At 67.1% G+C, this 18,787-nt stretch carries 16 protein-coding genes; 3 read left to right on the top strand and 13 right to left on the bottom strand.

The window, feature by feature from the left end:
* From purF to ABIE51_RS06160, 5 genes are all read right to left on the bottom strand, one after another.
* A complete protein-coding gene (purF, locus tag ABIE51_RS06180; protein ID WP_115840965.1) occupies positions 1-1,467 on the bottom strand; it encodes an amidophosphoribosyltransferase in 1,467 nt (488 codons plus the stop codon).
* A 66-nt stretch (positions 1,468-1,533) separates the two neighbouring features.
* Positions 1,534-2,109, bottom strand: coding sequence for a CvpA family protein (locus ABIE51_RS06175; protein WP_192630067.1), 576 nt, complete (start codon positions 2,107-2,109; stop codon positions 1,534-1,536).
* 25 nt (positions 2,110-2,134) lie between these two features.
* Positions 2,135-3,193 carry an SPOR domain-containing protein gene (locus tag ABIE51_RS06170; protein WP_192630066.1) on the bottom strand — a complete coding sequence of 353 codons (1,059 nt, stop codon included), beginning with the start codon at positions 3,191-3,193 and terminating at the stop codon, positions 2,135-2,137.
* An 81-nt stretch (positions 3,194-3,274) separates the two neighbouring features.
* Positions 3,275-4,579 carry a bifunctional tetrahydrofolate synthase/dihydrofolate synthase gene (gene folC, locus ABIE51_RS06165; protein ID WP_192630065.1) on the bottom strand — a complete coding sequence of 435 codons (1,305 nt, stop codon included), beginning with the start codon at positions 4,577-4,579 and terminating at the stop codon, positions 3,275-3,277.
* 43 nt (positions 4,580-4,622) lie between these two features.
* The gene (locus tag ABIE51_RS06160) at positions 4,623-5,264 is read right to left on the bottom strand and encodes a histidine phosphatase family protein (protein ID WP_115840970.1); all 642 of its coding nucleotides are present in this window, start codon (positions 5,262-5,264) and stop codon (positions 4,623-4,625) included.
* A gap of 143 nt (positions 5,265-5,407) precedes the next feature.
* On the opposite strand from ABIE51_RS06160, the gene ABIE51_RS06155 reads away from it, so the two are divergent.
* A complete protein-coding gene (locus ABIE51_RS06155) occupies positions 5,408-5,806 on the top strand; it encodes a DUF3224 domain-containing protein (RefSeq protein WP_192630064.1) in 399 nt (132 codons plus the stop codon).
* Between the two features lie 210 nt (positions 5,807-6,016).
* On the opposite strand, the gene ABIE51_RS06150 is transcribed toward ABIE51_RS06155, so the two are convergent.
* Together ABIE51_RS06150 and ABIE51_RS06145 are read right to left on the bottom strand one after the other, a co-directional pair.
* A complete protein-coding gene (locus tag ABIE51_RS06150) occupies positions 6,017-8,113 on the bottom strand; it encodes a S46 family peptidase (protein ID WP_192631614.1) in 2,097 nt (698 codons plus the stop codon).
* Positions 8,114-8,340: 227 nt separating this feature from the next.
* On the bottom strand, positions 8,341-10,506 hold the full coding sequence (locus ABIE51_RS06145) for a S46 family peptidase (protein ID WP_502913258.1): 2,166 nt from the start codon (positions 10,504-10,506) through the stop codon (positions 8,341-8,343).
* 144 nt (positions 10,507-10,650) lie between these two features.
* Here ABIE51_RS06145 and tdh point away from each other — a divergent pair, with 144 nt between their 5' ends.
* Positions 10,651-11,685, top strand: a complete 1,035-nt coding sequence (gene tdh / locus ABIE51_RS06140; RefSeq protein WP_181902679.1) for an L-threonine 3-dehydrogenase — start codon at positions 10,651-10,653, stop codon at positions 11,683-11,685.
* Positions 11,686-11,696: 11 nt separating this feature from the next.
* A complete protein-coding gene (kbl, locus tag ABIE51_RS06135) occupies positions 11,697-12,890 on the top strand; it encodes a glycine C-acetyltransferase (protein WP_192630063.1) in 1,194 nt (397 codons plus the stop codon).
* 79 nt (positions 12,891-12,969) lie between these two features.
* Here the strand turns inward: kbl and ABIE51_RS06130 are convergent, their stop codons facing one another.
* The 6 genes from ABIE51_RS06130 to ABIE51_RS06105 all read right to left on the bottom strand — a co-directional run bounded on the left by ABIE51_RS06130 (position 12,970) and on the right by ABIE51_RS06105 (position 18,764).
* Positions 12,970-13,413, bottom strand: a complete 444-nt coding sequence (locus ABIE51_RS06130) for a hypothetical protein (RefSeq protein ID WP_232338533.1) — start codon at positions 13,411-13,413, stop codon at positions 12,970-12,972.
* Positions 13,414-13,537: 124 nt separating this feature from the next.
* Positions 13,538-14,251, bottom strand: a complete 714-nt coding sequence (locus ABIE51_RS06125; protein ID WP_502913257.1) for a pseudouridine synthase — start codon at positions 14,249-14,251, stop codon at positions 13,538-13,540.
* Between the two features lie 89 nt (positions 14,252-14,340).
* The gene (locus ABIE51_RS06120; protein WP_192630061.1) at positions 14,341-14,838 is read right to left on the bottom strand and encodes a hypothetical protein; all 498 of its coding nucleotides are present in this window, start codon (positions 14,836-14,838) and stop codon (positions 14,341-14,343) included.
* A 173-nt stretch (positions 14,839-15,011) separates the two neighbouring features.
* Positions 15,012-16,094: an OmpA family protein gene (locus ABIE51_RS06115; RefSeq protein ID WP_502913326.1), complete on the bottom strand. Its 1,083-nt coding sequence runs from the start codon at positions 16,092-16,094 to the stop codon at positions 15,012-15,014.
* Between the two features lie 226 nt (positions 16,095-16,320).
* Positions 16,321-17,403, bottom strand: coding sequence for an OmpA family protein (locus tag ABIE51_RS06110; protein ID WP_192630059.1), 1,083 nt, complete (start codon positions 17,401-17,403; stop codon positions 16,321-16,323).
* 263 nt (positions 17,404-17,666) lie between these two features.
* Entirely contained in the window at positions 17,667-18,764 is a 1,098-nt protein-coding gene (locus ABIE51_RS06105; protein WP_192630058.1) for an OmpA family protein, read from the bottom strand.
* Positions 18,765-18,787: the final 23 nt, after the last annotated feature.

Raw genomic sequence — 18,787 nt, 5'->3', positions numbered from 1 at the left:
TCACGCCCTCCGCGTCTTCTTCGCTTCGTCCGAACGCAGCTGCTGGATGCGTTCGAAGTAGCCCGGCTCGATGCCGGTGACGTATTCGCCGTTGAAGCACGACGAATCGAAGTCGTTGATGCGCTGCTTCGGGCCCGACACGGCCTCCTCCAGGTCCGACAGGTCCTGGTAGATCAGCCAGTCGGCGCCGAGGAGCTTCTCGACTTCCTCGTCCGTGCGGCCGTGCGCGACGAGCTCCTCGGCCGACGGCATGTCGATGCCGTACACGTTCGGATAGCGCACGGCGGGCGCGGCGGAGGCGAGATACACCTTGCGCGCACCGGCATCGCGCGCCATCTGCACGATCTGCTTCGACGTCGTGCCGCGCACGATGGAGTCGTCGACCAGCAGGACGACGCGGTTGCGGAATTCCAGCGGGATCGGATTGAGCTTGCGGCGCACCGACTTCGCGCGCTCCCCCTGCCCCGGCATGATGAAGGTGCGGCCGACGTAGCGGTTCTTGATGAACCCCTCGCGATACTTCACGCCGATGACGTTCGCGATTTCCAGCGCCGCATCGCGCGAGGTATCGGGAATCGGAATGACGGTGTCGATGTCGTGGTCCGGACGCAGGCGCAGGATCTTCTCGCCGAGCTTCTGGCCCATGCGCATGCGCGCCTTGTGCACCGAGACCTCGTCCATCATCGAGTCCGGGCGAGCGAAGTAGACGTATTCGAAGATGCACGGCGTGTGCTGGCGCGGCTCGGCGCACTGGCGCGTGAACAGCTCGCCGCGCGGCGTGACGACGATGCCTTCGCCCGGCCGCACATCGCGCACGCGTTCGAAGCCGAGCAGATCCAGCGCGACGGATTCGGACGCGACCGCGTATTCGTCCTGCCCACCGCTGTTGCGCTTGCCCAGCACCAGCGGGCGGATGCCGTTGGGATCGCGGAAGGCCACCAGCCCCAGGCCCAGCACCGTCGCCACCACGGCGAATCCGCCGACGCAGCGGCGGTTCACGCCCTCGATCGCGCGGAACGCGGCGTCGGGGGTCAGTGCCTTCTGCGTGTCGAGCTCATGCGCGAAGACATTGAGCAGCACTTCCGAATCGGATTCGGTGTTGACGTTGCGGCGATCCTGTTCGAACACCTCGTTGCGAAGCGCGTCGGTGTTGATCAGGTTGCCGTTGTGCGCGAGCGCGATGCCGAACGGCGAGTTCACGTAGAACGGCTGCGCTTCGTCGGAGCCTTCGCTGCCCGCGGTGGGGTAGCGGCAATGCGCGATGCCGACGCGGCCTTCCAGCAGCGACATCGCGCCTTCGTCGAAGACGTCGCTGACCAGGCCGTTGCCCTTGTGCACGCGCAGCTTGCTGCCGTTCGCCGTGGCGATGCCGGCCGCGTCCTGGCCGCGATGCTGCAGCACCGTCAGGCCGTCGTAGAGCTGCGCCGCGACGTCGTTGTGGCCGACGATACCGAGAATGCCGCACATGGTGATGAGTCCTGCTGTGAAGTTGTGTGTTGCCGCGGGCGCGAGGCCCGCCTGATCGCGATGCCGTCAGGCCTCGCTCACCGGTGCCGGCAGCGCCGGCGTGGCGTCCGGCGACGCCGGCGGAAGTTCCGGATGTTCCGTCGGCACGCGACCGTCGAGGTCGACGTGCTCGGCGGCCCACTCGGGCAACCATGCGCGCATCCACTGCGCGCCCGGCACGAACACCGGCACCACCTGCGAGCGCTGCCATTCCGGCTCGCGTGGCATCGCCGTCAATCCGGCCAGCAGCACCAGCACGCAGGCGACGAACGCACCGCGCGCGACGCCGAGCACCAGCCCGAGCATGCGATCGAGCCCGGACAGGCCGACCGACTGCACCAGCTTGCGCACCAGCCAGCCGACCAGGCCGACCACCACCAGCACGCCGATGAAGCACAGCGCGTAGCCACCGAAGAGCTCGCCGGCGCCGATCTCACCGTCGCCGGAGAGCAGCAGGCCGACGTCGCCGCCGAAGTGGAACGCCGCCCATCCGGCCAGCAGCCAGGCGACCAGCGAAGCCAGCACGCCGACGAAGCCGCGCATCAGCCCGAACAGCGCCGACACCGCGACCACCGCCAGCAGGACCCAGTCGATCGCGCCCATGCGCTAATCCAAGGCCCAGATGGGGTCAGGGATGCGGGCGGACAATGCCGCTCACGCCGAGTTTCGATGCGACCTGCGCCTTCAGCTGATCAGCCTGGTCGCGGCTGGCGACCGGGCCGACGCGAACGCGGTTCAGGACGCCCTTGTCCGTGCGGACCTGTTCGACGAAGGCGCTGAAGCCGGCGCCGCGCGCGCGATCGCGCAGCTTGTCGGCCTCGGCCGCGCTGCCAAAGGCGCCCAGCTGCACCGCGAAGCCCGTGCCGGACGCGGCCGGGGCGCTGGTGCGGGTCGCAGGCTGCGGTGCGGGGGTCGCGGGCTTCTCGACGGGCTTTTCGACCTTGGCCACCGGCTTCTCGACCGGGGCGGCAGGCTTCGCCGCGGCCGGCTTGGCCGGTTCCGGCGGGACCGGCGCGGCGGTCGTCTGAGGAGGGCGCGATTCGGCCAGCGGCACCGGGGCCGAGACGGACGAGCCCGGCGTCGGGGCCGGCTGCGAGGCACTGGCGACGGGCTCGGCCGATTCGGCGTCGAGCACGACGACCTTCGCGCCGACGTCGCTGCGCACGCGTGCGGACTGGAGGCGTGCGGCCTCGGCCTCGGCCTGTGTGGCGAACGGGCCGATGCGCACGCGGTGCAGCGTGCGGCCGTTGCCCGGCACAGGTTCCTGGTAGGCGATCAGCTGCGCGCCCTGCAGCGCCTTCACGACGCGCTCGGCGTCGGCGGTGCTCGCGTAGCTGCCGAAGCTGACGGCGAAGTTGCCGCCGCCGGTCGCGGCCGGCATCGGGCTCTGTACGGGTGCCGTGGGCGTGGTCGCGGTGGTGTCGACGGTCGGAAGCGTGTCGGCGTCGCCGCCGGACGCGGGGCCGGCGTTCATGCCGACCGCGCCGCCGCTGGGCGCCTGGCCGGGGCTCACGAGGGGGAGTTCGCGGGTTTCGAAGTCGCCTTCCGGCGCCTTGGGGAGTTCGAGCGGGACATTGGACGCCCCGCTTTCGGGGGCCGGCCCCTTGATCAGCATCGGCAGGAAGATCACCGCCAGTGCGATCAACACGACCGCACCGATGACGCGCTGTTTCAGGGCAGGTTCCATCGGTTCTCGTTTACCGCAGGCGGATCGCCGCGCGAATTATACCCTCGCGATCCGTCATGGCCGGTTCGATGCCGGTCACGTTCAGTCGCGGGCGAGCGACTCCAGCGCGCTCGCCGCGGTGTGGAACGAGCCGAACACCAGCACGCGGTCGCCCGCCTTCGCTTCCGCACGGGCGGCCTGCAGCGCCTGTGCGACGTCCGCGTGCCGCGTGCCGTCCGCCGCCGCGGTGCCGGACAGACGCGCCGCGAGCGCATCCACGTCCCCGCCGCGCGGGCCGGCCTCGAGCAGCCCGGCCAGATGCCAGCGATCGACCACCGCCGCCATCGCCTCGACCACGCCGACGGCGTCCTTGTCGGACAGCGCGGCGTAGACGGCGATCACGCGCCCACGCGCGGGGAAGGTGCGAATCCAGTCGGCGAGCGCACGCGCCGCCTGCGGGTTGTGGCCGACGTCGACGACGATCTCCACGCCATCGCGTTCGAACCGCTGCAACCGGCCGCCGACACGCGCGTTTGCGATGCCTTCCGAGTACGCTTGCCGCGGCAGCGGTCTGGGCAGTTCCTTCAGCGCCCGCAGCGCAGCGATGGCGACCGCCGCGTTGCGCAGCTGCACCGGCGCGGCCAGCTGCGGCGCGGGCAGTTCCAGGCGCTTGCCGATCTCGCGCCATTGCCAGCGCGCGGGCAACGCGTTGCCGTCGGCGTCCAGCGACGACGGGAGAGCCTTGAAGAAGAAATCGTTCGAGATGCGCCATGTCGGCGCGCCGATGCGGTAGGCGTGACCGAGCACGCTCGAGGGCGGATCGTCGTCGCCCAGCACCAGCGGCTTCCACGCGCGCGCGATGCCGACCTTTTCCGCGCCGATCTGCTCGCGGTCGTCGCCGAGGTAATCCTGGTGGTCCAGGTCCACCGTGGTGATGATCGCGACGTCGGCGTCGATGAGGTTGGTTGCGTCGAGGCGCCCGCCCAGGCCGACTTCCAGGATCGCCAGGTCGAGCCCCGCGCGCTCGAACAACCACAGCGCGGCGAGCGTGCCGTACTCGAAGTACGTCAGCTGCGTGTCGCCGCGCGCAGCTTCGATCGCCTCGAAAGCCTCGATCAGCGCGTCGTCGGACACGTCGACGCCGTCGATGCGGACGCGCTCGTTGTAGGCCAGCAGGTGCGGCGACGTGTACGCGCCGACCTTCCAGCCGGCCGCGCGCGCGATCGACTCGATGAAGGCGACCGTCGACCCCTTGCCGTTCGTGCCGCCTACCGTGATCACCGCCCTGCCGGGCTTGCCCAGCCCCAGCGACTGCGCGACCACGCGGATGCGGTCGAGCCCCATATCGATGGAGCGGGGGTGGATGCGTTCGATGTACTGGAGCCAGTCGGCAAGCGTGCGGGTCATCCGCGCATTATCGCCGGTGGCGCCCGTGACGGGGCCCGCGGCCTCAAAGCGCCCGGTGCACCGCTTCGCCGAAGAACGCCGTGTGGTGGCTGCAATCGTTCAGGCGCACCACGTCGAGGTGGTCGACATCCGGGCCCTCAAGCAGGTTGATCGTCGTCGGCGCCTGTCGGAACGTCCACAGCTTCGCGAACGGAATGCCGAGGACGTGGCACAGCAGCACGCGGTTCACTGCGTCGTGCGCGACGACCAGCAGCGTGTCGCTCGGGCCAAGGCCCTCGGCGGCACGCGCGAAGGCGGGCCACGCACGGTCGAACACGTGCTGGAGCGATTCGCCTTCGGGCATCAGCACTTCGTGCGGCGTGTCGCGCCATGCCTGCAGGCGCTCGGGATCGCGTTCGCGGATCTCGGTGGCGAGCAGGCCTTCCCACGTGCCGTGCGCGATTTCCATCAGGCCAGGATCGAGCGTGAGCGGGAGATCGCGATCGCCGAGCGCGAATTCCGCCGTCTGCCGCGCACGGCCCAGCGGCGAGGCCACGGCACGCGTGATCTGCACGTCGCGCAAGCGCTCGCCCAGCGCGCGCGCCTGCCCGATGCCGACGTCGGACAGCGGAATGTCTTCCTGTCCCTGGTAGCGGCCTTCGGCGTTCCAGGGCGTTTCGCCGTGACGTGCGAGCAGAATGCGCATGAGTTCGGATCCGTGAGGGCGGCCGACGGAGGCGTCGCGCCGAATGCGGCAGCCTAGCAAAAGCGCCGAGGCGCACAACGGTTGCACTGGCAACCGCCGCGCGCCTGCGGGACGATGCGCGTTCTACTCATGGAGCGACGGCAATGGCACAGGTCAAGGGCGAGTTCGACGTGAAGCGCAACCCGGAAGGCGGGTTCGATCTGGGCGGGGGCGCGGTGGCCGGCCACTTCCGCTTCGACAAGCAGTTTCATGGCGCGCTGGATGCGACCGGCATCGTGCACATGCTCGCGGTCGGCACGCAGGTCGATGGCTCGGCGGCCTACGTGGCGGTGGAGCGCATCGATGGTTCGCTGGACGGCCTTCGCGGCGCGTTCCTCACCCAGCACAACGGCACGCTCGATCGCGGCGTACCGACCCTGTCGCTGACGGTGGTGCCGGACTCGGCCACAGGCGAGTTGGAAGGCCTGCGCGGACGGATGCAGATCGACATCGTCGAAGGCAAGCACTACTACACGTTCGATTACGAGATTGCCGAAGGGTGATTCCGCTTTCGTCAGACCGGCCTTCCCACTACACCGTCATCCCGGCCAAGGCCGGGGCCCAGGCTCACGTAACCGGAGCAGAGCCAGATGGATTCCAGCTTTCGCTGGAATGACGTCTTTCCTCCTGAAGACAAGACAGCCTGGGTCCCGGCGTTCGCCGGGATGACGGCTTCTCATCGACATTCCACTGGCTTGCGCCGTGTGCGAAGCCTACTTCCCCGCCTTCTCCGGCACGCCCATCTCGGCCAGCAGCTGCGGCGCCGGAAAGACCTCCTGCATGATCCAGCGCATGTAACGCTGATCGACCGCGATCATGCGCGTCATCGTCGGATCGAAGACCCAGTTGCTGCTCACCGACTCCCAGTTGCCGTCGAACGCGAGGCCGACGAGCTTGCCCTGCGCATCGAGCACGGGCGAGCCGGAATTGCCACCGGTGATGTCTAGGTCCGAGAGGAAATTCACCGGAACCGTCTTGAGCTTGCGATCGGCCAGGCCGCCGTAGTTCTTCGCGGCGATCGCATCGAGCAGCACCTGCGGCGCATCGAACGGCTCCTTGCCTGTGGCCTTCGCCGCGACTTCCTCCAGGCGCGTGAACGGCACCTGCTTCGTGCCATCGGTCTTCGTGTAGCCAGTCACGTTGCCGAAGGTGATGCGCAGCGACGAATTGGCATCCGGATACACCGACTGACCCTTGCTCTTCTTGTAGTCGGCGACGGCCTGCAGATACACCGGTCGCGCGACGAGCGCATCGCCGGCGCGCGCCTTGCCTTCCTGCTCCAGCTGCAGGACGGTCGGCATGATCGCGACGGCGAACTGCACCGCCGGATCCTTGCTCTTCTCGAACGACGCCTTGTCGGCGTCCATCAGCGTGATGCGCTGCTGCGTGCTGCCGAGCTTGGTCTTGGCGAGCTTGTCGAGCGCGGCCTGGATGGCCTTCTCGTCGCTGCCGCCCAGCCACTTGTCCAACGCGGGCACGCGCTGCGAATCGGGCAGCTTGAGGTATTCGCGCAGCCAGTACGCCTGCAGTTCGCGATCCATCGCCGCGACGTAGCGGCGTTCCATCTGGCGCATCGCGCCCTCGATGGTCGGGCGGTCGCGTTCCTGGTAACCCTGTTCGCGATCGGCGTCGGGCTTGGCGCGCTCCAGCGCGAACCGGTACAGCTGCGTCGCCGCACCGAGCGTGCCGGTGCTGCGTAGCTGGCCGAAGACGAGGTCGCGTTCGCGATGCGTGCGCGCGGCCTCATCCAGCGCGACGAGTTTTCCGTGGGCGGCGATGGCCGCTTCGCCCTGCGCGCCCTGCTTGCGCAGCCAGTCGAGTACCGCCGTTTCCTCGGCCTGCTTCTTCTCCGCAGCGCCAATGCGCTTGAAGCCTTCCAGCTGGCCGTCGTAGTTCTTCATCACGTTCTGCCAGCCGCGGATCGTGCTGGCGTAACGCACGGCGATGTCGGGATTCTTGCCGCCTTCGCGCTGCACGAGCGCGACCAGCCGCTTGTAATGCTCGCCGATCGTGGGATACGTCCAGGTCGCCGTCTCGTCGAATTCCTCGGCCAGCGCATAACGCGCGGTACGGCCGGGGTAGCCGGCGACCATGACGAAATCGCGTTCGCCCAGCGGCTTGTCGGCGATTTTCAGGTGATGCTTCGGCTGGTACGGCACGTTGTCGGGCGAGAACGCCGCGGGCTTGCCGTCCTTGCCGACGTACGCCCGATAGAACGCGAAGTCGCCGGTGTGGCGCGGCCACATCCAGTTGTCCACTTCGCCACCGTAGTTGCCGATGCTGCCCGGCGGCGCGTAAACCAGGCGCACATCCTTGATTTCGAGATTGCGGAACAGCCGGTAGCTGTTGCCGCCGGAGAAGCTGTAAAGCCGGCAGCGGAAACCCGGCTCGCGTTCGCACGAGGCGACCAGCTGCTTCTCGATCTTCTCCAGCGCCTGTGTGCGGCCCAGCGCGTCGGGCGCGAGATCGATCGCCGCGCGCACCTGTTTGGTCACGTCCTGGATCGTGTCCAGCGCATAGATGCGCGCGTTCGGACCGGCGGAGACTTCCTGCGCTGGCGTGGCGGCGTTGAAGCCGTCGCGCATCAGGTTCTTCTCGGGCGTGGAATTGAGCTGGATCGCGCCGTACGCACAGTGGTGGTTCGTGACGACCAGGCCTTGCGGCGACACGAAGCTCGCCGTGCAGCCACCGAGCGAGACCACGGCGGCCATCGGATCGCCGGTCAGGTTGGCCAGCTGCGAGGGATTGAGCTTCAGCCCGGCCTTCTTCAGCGGGCCGGCGATCTCCGGCAACTGCTGCGGCACCCACATGCCTTCGACGGCCTGCGCGACATTCGCCGCGAGCATCGCGCCCAACCCGCTTCCGATCGCAACCGCCAGCCCCGCAAGACGCATGCGCCACTCCTTCGATGATCGAAGGCCGAGTCTAGCCCGCGCATGCGAAACCGCACCATGCTGCGGTGCGGCGCGACTTGGCGGCCCGTGCATGAAGCCCATTCATGCCTGATCGAGCCGCCCGCATCGGCAAACTCCGTGCGTCACTCCGCCGGCAGGTTCATTTCCTTCAACAGGTGCGGCGCCGGATACACCTTGGCCATCAGCCAGCGCATGTAGCGCATGTCGACGTGGATCGCGCGCTTGAAGCGCGGATCGAACATCCAGCTGGCGCTCACCGCTTCCCAGTTGCTGTCGAAGTTCAGGGCGATGAGCTTGCCCTGCGCATCGAGCACCGGCGAGCCGGAATTGCCGCCGGTCGTGTCGAGGTTGGTGAGGATGTCGACCGTCTGCGTGTCGAGGCTCGGTTCGGCGGTGGTGCCGAAATCGCCCTTCGCGATCGCGTCAAGCAGCGGCTTCGGTGCATCGAACGGCTCCTCGCCGGTGTGCTTCTCGACGATGCCCTGCACGGTGGTGAGCGGGCGGTAATGCACGCCGTCGCGCGGATCCATCGCGCTGATGCGGCCGTAGCTCACGCGCAGCGTCGAGTTCGCGTCGGGATACACGGCGCGCCCTTGCGACTGGCGATACGCGATGAGCGCACGCATGTACGCCGGGCGCAGGCGCAGCAGTTCGCCGGCGCTGGCCTTGGCTTCGTCGTCGAGGCGCAACAACGCCGGCATGAGCGACGCAGCGGCCTGCAGCAGCGTGTCGTTCGATGCGGCGAGCGCGGCGCGATCGGCCTGCATCGCGGCAAGGCGATTGGCTTCCGTACCCAGCTGCGTGCCGGCGTACATCGCGTCGAGCTTCTGCTTCAGCTGCGCCGGCGTGGTGCCGAACACGGCGTCGAATTCCGGCAACTGCTGCGCGGCAGGCAACGCCTGGTATTGCGTCAGGAGTTCGGCGAGCAGCGCCTTCTCGACCTGCGGCGCGTAGCGACGCTGCGCCTGCTTCAACTGGCCGGTGATCAGCACTTCATCGCGCTGCTGGTACCCGGTTTCGCGCTGCGCATCGGGCTTGGTGCGCTCGTTCGCCAGGCGCTGCACGGTGATCGCGGCGCGCAGCAGCTGCGTCTGCGACTGGATCACGCCGATCAGCTGGTCGCGTTCGCGCGTGCCGACACCCGCGTCGAGCACCGCCTGCGCGGCGGCGATGTCGGCGCGCGTCGCGGCGGCATCGGGCTGCTTGTCGAGCCACGCGAACATCGACGTTTCATCCTCGCGGCGCACGCGCGTGGCGTCGCTGCGACGCAGGCCGTCGAGTTCGCCCTGCGCGCGCTTGAGGTTGTTCTTCAGGCTCCGCACTTGCGAGGCGTAGGCGACGCGCGCGGCTTCGTCCTTCTCCGCAGTGCCTTCGATCACGTCGATCATCTTCTGGAACAGCGCCACGCGCGAAGGCAGCTGCCAGTCGATCTGGTTCGCGAACTCCGACGCCATGCGATGGCGGAACGTCACGCCGGGATAACCGGCGAGCATCGCGAAATCGCCTTCCTTCACGTTGCGCGTGGACACCTGCAGATGCGCCGGCGGCACGTACGGCACGTTGTCGGGCGAATAGTCGGCCGGCTTTCCGTCCTTGCCGACATAGGCGCGCAGCAGCGTGAAATCGCCGGCGTGGCGCGGCCAGACGAAGTTGTCGACCTCGCCGCCGTAATTGCCGATGGCGTTGGGCGGCGCGTAGACGAGGCGCACGTCGCGCAGCTCGAGCTGGCGCACGAGGTAGAAGTCGGTGCCGTAGTACATGTTGGCGACGCTGCAGCGCGTGCCGGGCTCGCGTTCGCATTCGGCGACGACGGACTTGGTCGCCGCGTCGACGGCGTCGAAGTACGCACGGCCCTGCTTGCCCGCCGCGCCGGCGAGGATGCGATCGGTGATGCGGTCGAAACCGGTCGTCACCAGCACGCGATAGTCGGGATTGGCCGGAAGCTCCGCGGCGCGATCGGCGGCGATGTAGCCGTCCTGGATCAGGTCGCGGCCCGGCTTGGAGTTGTACTGGATCACGCCGAACGCGACGTGGTGGTTGGTCAGCACCAGGCCGTCCTTCGAGACGAACGCGCCGCTCGCCCCGCCCACCTTCACCACCGCGTTCATCGGCGGTTTCGCCAGTTCCGCCAGGTCGCGGGCGTTGCCGCGGAAGCCGGCGGCCTTGAGCTGGCCGGCGATGTCGGGCAGCTGCGAGGGCATCCACATGCCTTCGTCGGCCTGGGCGGCGCTGTTCAGGCCCAGGGCCAGCGGGATCGAAACGGACAGGCTCAACAGACGGCGGCGCATGGTGGGATCGGGTTCTTCGCGGCTCGGGGAGGCGGCGACGATAGGCGAAGCCGCCGGCCTGCGGCAAACCCGCGGGCCCGGTCAAGGTCCGGTCGCCGCGTATAATTCGCCCCTCTTTACCGCCAGTCCGCGGACGAATCCCACATGACGCAAACGATGAAAGCGCTGGTGAAGCGCGAAGCCGGCAAGGGCATCTGGATGGAAGAAGTGCCCGTCCCCACGCCCGGCCCGAACGAGGTGCTGATCAAGCTGGAGAAGACCGCGATCTGCGGCACCGACCTGCACATCTACCTGTGGGACGAGTGGAGCCAGCGCACGATCAAGCCGGGCCTGGTGATCGGCCATGAGTTCGTCGGCCGCGTGGTCGAAGTCGGCGCCGGCGTGACGGGCTACACCATCGGCCAGCGCGTCTCGGCCGAAGGCCACATCGTCTGCGGCCACTGCCGCAACTGCCGCGCGGGTCGCCAGCATCTGTGCCCCAACACGACGGGCATCGGCGTGAACCGCAACGGCGCGTTCGCCGAATACATCGTGATGCCGGCCAGCAACCTGTGGCCGATTCCGGACCAGATTCCGTCCGAGCTCGCCGCGTTCTTCGATCCCTACGGCAACGCCGCGCATTGCGCGCTGGAATTCGACGTCGTCGGCGAGGACGTGCTCATCACCGGCGCCGGCCCCATCGGCATCATCGCCGCGGGCATCTGCAAGCACATCGGTGCGCGCAACGTAGTGGTCACCGACGTCAACGACTTCCGCCTGAAGCTCGCCGCCGACATGGGCGCCACGCGTGTGGTGAATGTCGCCAATACGTCGCTGAAGGACGTGATGGCCGACCTGCACATGGAAGGCTTCGACGTGGGCCTTGAAATGAGCGGCAATCCGCGCGCGTTCAACGACATGCTCGACTGCATGTACCACGGCGGCAAGATCGCGATGCTCGGCATCATGCCCAAGGGCGCGGGCGCCGACTGGGACAAGATCATCTTCAAGGGCCTCACCATCCACGGCATCTACGGCCGGAAGATGTACGAGACCTGGTACAAGATGACGCAGCTGGTGCTCAGCGGTTTCCCGCTCGGCAAGGTGCTCACCCACCAGCTTCCCGTCGAGGATTTCCAGAAGGGCTTCGACCTGATGGAAGCGGGCAAGGCCGGCAAGGTCGTGCTGAGCTGGAACTGACCGGAGCGCACATGAGCCTGACCGAACGCTACGAGCGCACGCTCGAGGAAATCCGCGACGCCGGCCTGTTCAAGTCCGAGCGCATCATCACCTCGCCGCAGTCGGCTGAGATCACGCTCGCCGACGGCCGCACGGTGCTGAACTTCTGCGCCAACAACTATCTGGGCCTCGCCGATCATCCGGACGTCATCGCCGCCGCGAAGGACGCGCTGGACACGCACGGCTTCGGCATGGCGTCGGTGCGCTTCATCTGCGGCACGCAGGACCTGCACAAGCAGCTGGAGAAGACGATCGCCGACTTCTTCGGCACGGAGGACACCATCCTCTACGCCGCCTGTTTCGACGCCAATGGCGGCCTGTTCGAGCCGCTGCTGGACGAGAAGGACGCGATCATCTCCGACGCGCTCAACCACGCTTCGATCATCGACGGCGTGCGCCTGTGCAAGGCCAAGCGCTACCGCTACGCCAACTGCGACATGGCCGATCTGGAAAAGCAGCTCCAGCAGGCCAAGGCCGACGGCGCGCGCACGATCATGATCACGACCGATGGCGTGTTCTCGATGGACGGCTTCATCGCGCCGCTCGACGAAATCACGCGTCTGGCGAAGCAGTACGGCGCGCTGGTGCACATCGACGAATGCCACGCGACCGGTTTCCTCGGCGCGAACGGCCGCGGCTCCGCCGAAGTGAAGGGCGTGATGGAGAAGATCGACATCTTCACCGGCACGCTCGGCAAGGCGATGGGCGGCGCACTCGGCGGTTTCACGACGGCAAAGCGCGAAGTGATCGAACTGCTGCGCCAGCGTTCGCGTCCGTACCTGTTCTCCAACTCGCTGCCGCCGCACGTCGTGGCCGCGGGCATCAAGGCCTTCGCGATGCTCTCGTCCGCGGGCGAGCTGCGCGAGCGGCTGGCGGAGAACACTGCGTATTTCCGTGAGCAGATGACGAAGGCCGGTTTCGACATCAAGCCGGGCGTGCATCCGATCGCGCCGGTGATGCTGTACGACGCGCCTCTGGCGCAGAAATTCGCCGCGCGGCTGCTCGAAGAAGGCATCTACGCGATCGGTTTCTTCTTCCCGGTCGTGCCGCAGGGACAGGCGCGCATCCGCACGCAGATGTCGGCGGCGCACACGCGCGAGCATCTGGATCGTGCGATCGCGGCGTTCGTGAAGATCGGTCGCGAGCTGGGCGTGCTCAAGGGTTGAGTTCGCGGAATTGCTGGCAACAAAAAAGGCCGGTCGATGACCGGCCTTTTCTTTGCGCGTAACGGTGAAACCGGGCGGCTTACTTCGCCTTGGCTTCCGCAGCGACTTCCTTGCCCGCCGGAGCGGCACCGGCCGCCGGCGCAGCGCCGCCGCCGTTGCCCTTCGCGACGCGGAAACCGCGCGACTTCATCCAGGCGTCGAATTCGTCGGCCGTCATCTTCTTGCCGTTCTGGTGCATGTTGAAGCGGTACGGCGTGTTGTCGAACTGGGTCTTCGGCTTGTAGGTGTTCGGATCGAGGTTGGCGGTCTCTTCCTTCGCCGGCTCCGCAGCCTTGGGTTCCTCGGCCTTCGCGGCCGGCTTCTTCTTGCCCGCGAACGCGACGTTCTGCGCCGCATCGAAACGCACCAGCGAATGCTCCGACACCGGCGAGCGCGCGCCTTCCACCTTCACCTGCGTACCACTGTTCGCCGACGCCGCGGCGGACACGAGAAGCAACGACACCGCCATCATCATCTTGTTCATTTCTGGTTATCCCCCACGACGAAGTTCGCGGAAGTGTAGGCTCCGACATGGGGGTGAGCGCAAGCAGAATCGTCCGGAAAACAGTGATTTCCCCCACATTCCTGCATTGATCCCGTACGGCGCTTCACGAATCGTGCACGTGCACATTGCTGAATAGCGCCTGCGCTTCGGCGAGCTCAAGCAATCGCCACTGCCCTTTCGACAATTCGCCGAGCACGAGCTCACCGATCGCCACGCGCACGAGCCGCAGCACCGCGATGTCGATAGCGGCGAGCAAGCGGCGGATCTGACGGTTGCGGCCTTCGTCGAGCACGATCTCCAGCCACGCGTTTCGCTCCCCACTGCGCAGCATTCGCACCGATGCGGCACGAAGACGTTCGCCTTCGACGTCCACGCCGTCGACCAGCGTTGTCAGCACGCGCTCGTCGGGCACGGTGTCGATCTGCACGTGGTAGGTCTTCAGCGGCCCCGTGTCCGGATCGGTGATGCCGGCGGCCCACGCGGGATCGTTGCTGAACAACAGCAGGCCTTCGCTCGCCTTGTCCAGTCGCCCCACCGGGGCGAGCCACGGCAATCCCGCGCCATCGAAGCATCGGTAAACGGTGTCGCGACCGCGCTCGTCCTGCGTGCTGGTGACCAGTCCGCGCGGCTTGTTGAGCATCAGATACAGACGCGGTGCGGCGTCGATCGCGCGTCCATCGACGAGGATGCGCTGCGCGCCGTCGCTGCGGATCGGGAATTCGGGATCGCGAACGATGCGGCCGTCCACTTCGACGCGGCCGTCCTGGATCCAGCGCGCGGCCTCGGTGCGCGAGCACAGGCCCTGTTTCGACAACACGCGCGCAAGGCCGTGTCGCGGCGCGTTCGGAGCGTTCGCTGGTCTGTTGCGAGGTCCGCCTTTCGCCGGCGCGCGAGGCGCGCGCGGCTTCACTTCTTTTCGGGTTCGGTCTTCGGCACCTCGGCGGCGGGCGGCGGCGTCGCGACCGTCTTGCCCTTCACCACGCGCACGCCCTTGGCCTTCATCCATGCATCGAATTCCTCGGCGGTCATGCGCTTGCCGTTCTGGTTCATGTTGAAGCGCCACGGCGTGTTGTCGAACTGCGTCTTGGGCTTGTACGCGGCCGGATCGTCGGGATTCGGGATCGCCCCACCCTTCGCAGGCAGCGCATTGGCTACCTGGCAACCCTCGGCACGCAGCCGGAACAGCACCTGGTCGACCGCGAGCGATTCGTCGAACGCCTGCGACAGCACACCGGTGGGCGCACCGAGCTGATGACTCGGGACGACGAGTTCGGGCGCGATCGGCGCGACGACCGTCGGCCGGATCGGCAGCGCCTTAGGCGCGGCCATCGAACCGCATTGCGCGCTCTGCGCCTGGGCAACGCCGGCAAGCAGCAGGCAGGACAGACCGATCAGTGCGCGCATGGCGGTTCCTCGATTCGCGGGGCGTGCGCAGTGTACGCCGGGGCACGTTCGAGCGGCCGTGAATGCGCGGTCCGACGGACGCGCTGCGTGCGCCGGAGACGACGAAGCCCGGCGCGAGGCCGGGCTTCGAAGGTTCAGGCGAGATGGATCGTATGCCGATCAGTTCTGCCCGATCAGTTCTGCACGTTCAGTTCGGTACGGCGGTTGGTTTCGCTCTTGCACGCCGGGAACTTCTGGCCGCGGTCTTCCAGCGGACGGCTCTCGCCGTAGCCGATCGGACCGGCCAGACGCGAAGCGGCGACGCCGTTCTTGATCAGGTAGTCGTACACGGTGCGCGCGCGGCGCTCCGACAGCTTCTGGTTGTAGCCGTCGTTGCCGCACTGGTCGGTGTGGCCGGCGACTTCGACGCGGAGCTCCGGATGGCGCTTCAGGATCTCGGCGGCTTCGGCGAGGATCGAGACCGCGTCCGAACGCAGCGTCGCCTTGTCGAAGTCGAAGTTCACGCCACGCAGGTCGATCGACACCGCAACGGCGCAGCCATCCGGACCGATGGTCTGGCCGGCCTGCGAGGTCGGGCACTTGTCTTCGCAGTTGTTGACGCCGTCGCCGTCGTCGTCGAGGTCCGCGCAGTTCGGCGCAACCGCCAGCGGCGCCGGAATTGCGGCGACGGCCGGTGCACCCAGCGGAATCACGACGCCGACCGATGCGAGCACGTCACCGAACCAGTCTTCGCGCGGTGCGTGGACGCTGCCGTCGTCGAAGTCGGCGCGATAGGCCAGCTCGGTGCGGATGGCGGCGCGCTTGCCGGCCAGGGCGCTCTGGATGCCCACGCCGATTTTGGCGGCGAGGTTGCCTTCTTCGCGCTGGGCCGGCGAGTTCACGCTCGGGGACGCATCGAACTCTTCTTCGGAACGCTGGTAGCCCAGGCCCATCAACACATACGGCGCCCAGTCGCGGCCTTCGGCGTTGAAGTAGCGACGCGCATCGATCGACGCGCCGTACTGCGACCAGTTGAGGTTCTGGTTGTTGTCGTTGTTCGGGTTCTGGTAGTTCAGTTCACCGTCCAGCGACCAGTTGTCGTTGAGGAACTTGCCGACGCCCAGCGTGCCGAACGGCGCATTGCGCGTGCCGCGATCGTTGTCCTGGATGTTCATGCCGGCCGAGCCGGTGAGGTACCAGCGATCGTCGGAAACGTGGGCGTTCGCCACCTGGGCGAACGTCAGGCCGGCCACGACGGCCGTGCCGAGTAGATGCATCTTCAAGGGTCACTCCTTGCGCAGAATGAAAAGCAGCGGATCTTCTGAAAGCGCGAGGGCGCATTCACAAAGCGCAGGAATGATAAGAAGTCGTTAGCCGAACGTATCCGCGAAAGGTTCTCGCTCGATATTCGCAAACGGCACCGACACGTCACGCAAAAAACGAAGCCCGGCGCGAGGCCGGGCTTCGTGGTACCGCGGAGATCCGCGTAACCGTGCGTGGTCCTTAGTTCTGGACGTTCAGCTCGGTACGGCGGTTGATCTCGCTCTTGCAGCCCGGGAACGCCTGGCCCTTGTCTTCCAGCGGACGGCTCTCGCCGTAGCCGATCGGACCCTGCAGACGCGAGGCATCCACGCCGTTGCTGGTCAGGTAGTCGTACACGGCCGTCGCACGGCGCTCGGACAGCTTCTGGTTGTACGCATCCTTGCCGCACTGGTCGGTGTGACCGGCGACTTCGACGCGCAGTTCCGGATAACGCTTCAGGATCTCGGTCGCTTCCGACAGGATCGAGATCGCATCAGGACGCAGCGTCGCCTTGTCGAAGTCGAAGTTCACGCCCTTCAGGTCGATCGAGACCGGCACCGGGCAGCCGTCCGGACCGATGGTCTGGCCAGCCTGCGAGTCCGGGCACTTGTCGTCGCAGTTGTTGACGCCATCGCCGTCGTCGTCCAGATCAGCGCAGCTCGGCGCGGCCGGGGCCGGCGGAGCGGCGACGACCGGAGCGCCCAGCGGGATCACGACGCCGACCGAAGCCAACACGTCGCCGAACCAGTCTTCGCTCGGAGCGGCGATGGAGCCGTCGTCGAAGTCGGCGCGGTAGGCGAGTTCGGTGCGGATGGCGGCGCGCTTGCCGGCCAGGGCGCTCTGGATGCCCACGCCGACCTTCGCGGCCAGGTTGCCTTCCTCACGCTGGCCCGGCGAGTTCACGTTCGGGAACGCGTCGAACTCTTCTTCCGAGCGCTGGTAACCCAGGCCCATCAGCAGGTACGGCGCCCAGTTGCGGCCCTCGGCGGTGAAGTGGCGACGCAGGTCGAGCGAAACGCCGTACTGGCTCCAGTTGAGGTCCTGGTTCGCGTCGTTGTTCGGGTTCTGGTAGTTCAGCTCGCCATCGAGCGACCAGTTCTGGTTGAGGAACTTGCCGACGCCCAGCGCACCGAACGGCGCGTTGCGGGTGCCGCGATCGTTGTCCTGGATGTTCATGCCGGCCGAGCCGGTCAGGTACCAACGGTCATCGAATTCCTGTGCACCGGCAACCTGGGCGAACGCCAGGCCTGCCAGCAGTGCGGTGCTCAACAAACGGATCTTCATCTGTCACTCCTTGGATCAGTAAGGAAACGGTTTGGGGGGGAACACGTCATTTACTGCAGGCGGCACACACCCTCGCAGGACCTGAACGGGGACCAGAGAGGGTCAGGCCGCGGGTCACTGACTCGGAAATGATACACCTGTCAAAATGATTGTTAATACTAGTTAACGTTATTTGCTAAGAATGACCGGTAAATAAACGAAGCCCGGCGACTGCCGGGCTTCGTCTTGGTACCGCGGGAGCCTTCCCGCGTACCGGCCGGTCCTTAGTTCTGGACGTTCAGCTCGGTACGGCGGTTGATCTCGCTCTTGCAGCCCGGGAACGCCTGGCCCTTGTCTTCCAGCGGACGGCTCTCGCCGTAGCCGATCGGACCCTGCAAGCGCGAGGCATCCACGCCGTTGCTGGTCAGGTAGTCGTACACGGCCGTCGCGCGACGCTCGGACAGCTTCTGGTTGTAGTCGTCCTTGCCGCACTGGTCGGTGTGGCCGGCGACTTCAACGCGCAGCTCCGGATAACGCTTCAGGATCTCGGTCGCTTCCGACAGGATCGAGATCGCGTCCGGACGCAGGTTCGACTTGTCGAAGTCGAAGTTCACGCCCTTCAGGTCGATCGACACCGGCACCGGGCAGCCGTCCGGACCGATGGTCTGGCCAGCCTGCGAATCCGGGCACTTGTCGTCGCAGTTGTTGACGCCGTCGCCATCGTCGTCGAGGTCCGCGCAGCTCGGCGCGGCCGGGGCCGGCGGAGCGGCGACGACCGGAGCACCCAGCGGGATCACGACGCCGACCGAGGCGAGCAGGTCGCCGTACCAGCTTTCATCGCGCAGCGCGCCCGGGCCTGCGTCCGGGGTGCCGTCGTCGAAGTCGGCGCGGTACGCCAGCTCGGTGCGGATGGCGGCGCGCTTGCCGGCCAGGGCGCTCTGGATGCCCACGCCGACCTTCGCGGCGACGTTGCCTTCCTTGCGCTCGCCCGGCGAGTTCGGATCCGGGAAGCGGTCGAACTCCTCTTCCGACTCCTGGTAGCCCAGGCCCATCAGGATGTACGGCGCCCAGTTGCGGCCTTCGGCATTGAAATAACGACGCGCATCGAACGAGATGCCGTACTGCGACCAGTTGAGATCCTGGTTGTCGTCGAAATTCGGGTTCTGATAGTTCAGTTCACCGTCGAGCGACCAGTTGTCGTTGAGGAACTTGCCGACGCCGAGCGCACCGAACGGCGCGTTGCGGGTGCCGCGATCGTTGTCCTGGATATTCATGCCGGCCGAGCCGGTGAGGTACCAGCGATCATCGGCGACCTGGGCGTTGGCGACCTGGGCCAGGCTCAGACCACCCATCAGGGCGGCGCAGAGGAGTTTCTTATTCATGTATCCAGCTCCTTGATCTGAGA

This window comes from Lysobacter sp. OAE881, assembly GCF_040546665.1.
In the GTDB taxonomy this organism is placed as follows: Bacteria; Pseudomonadota; Gammaproteobacteria; order Xanthomonadales; family Xanthomonadaceae; genus Lysobacter_J; species Lysobacter_J soli.
Note: the sequence above shows the minus strand (reverse complement) of the source record. Positions and strands in the feature narration are given on the sequence as shown.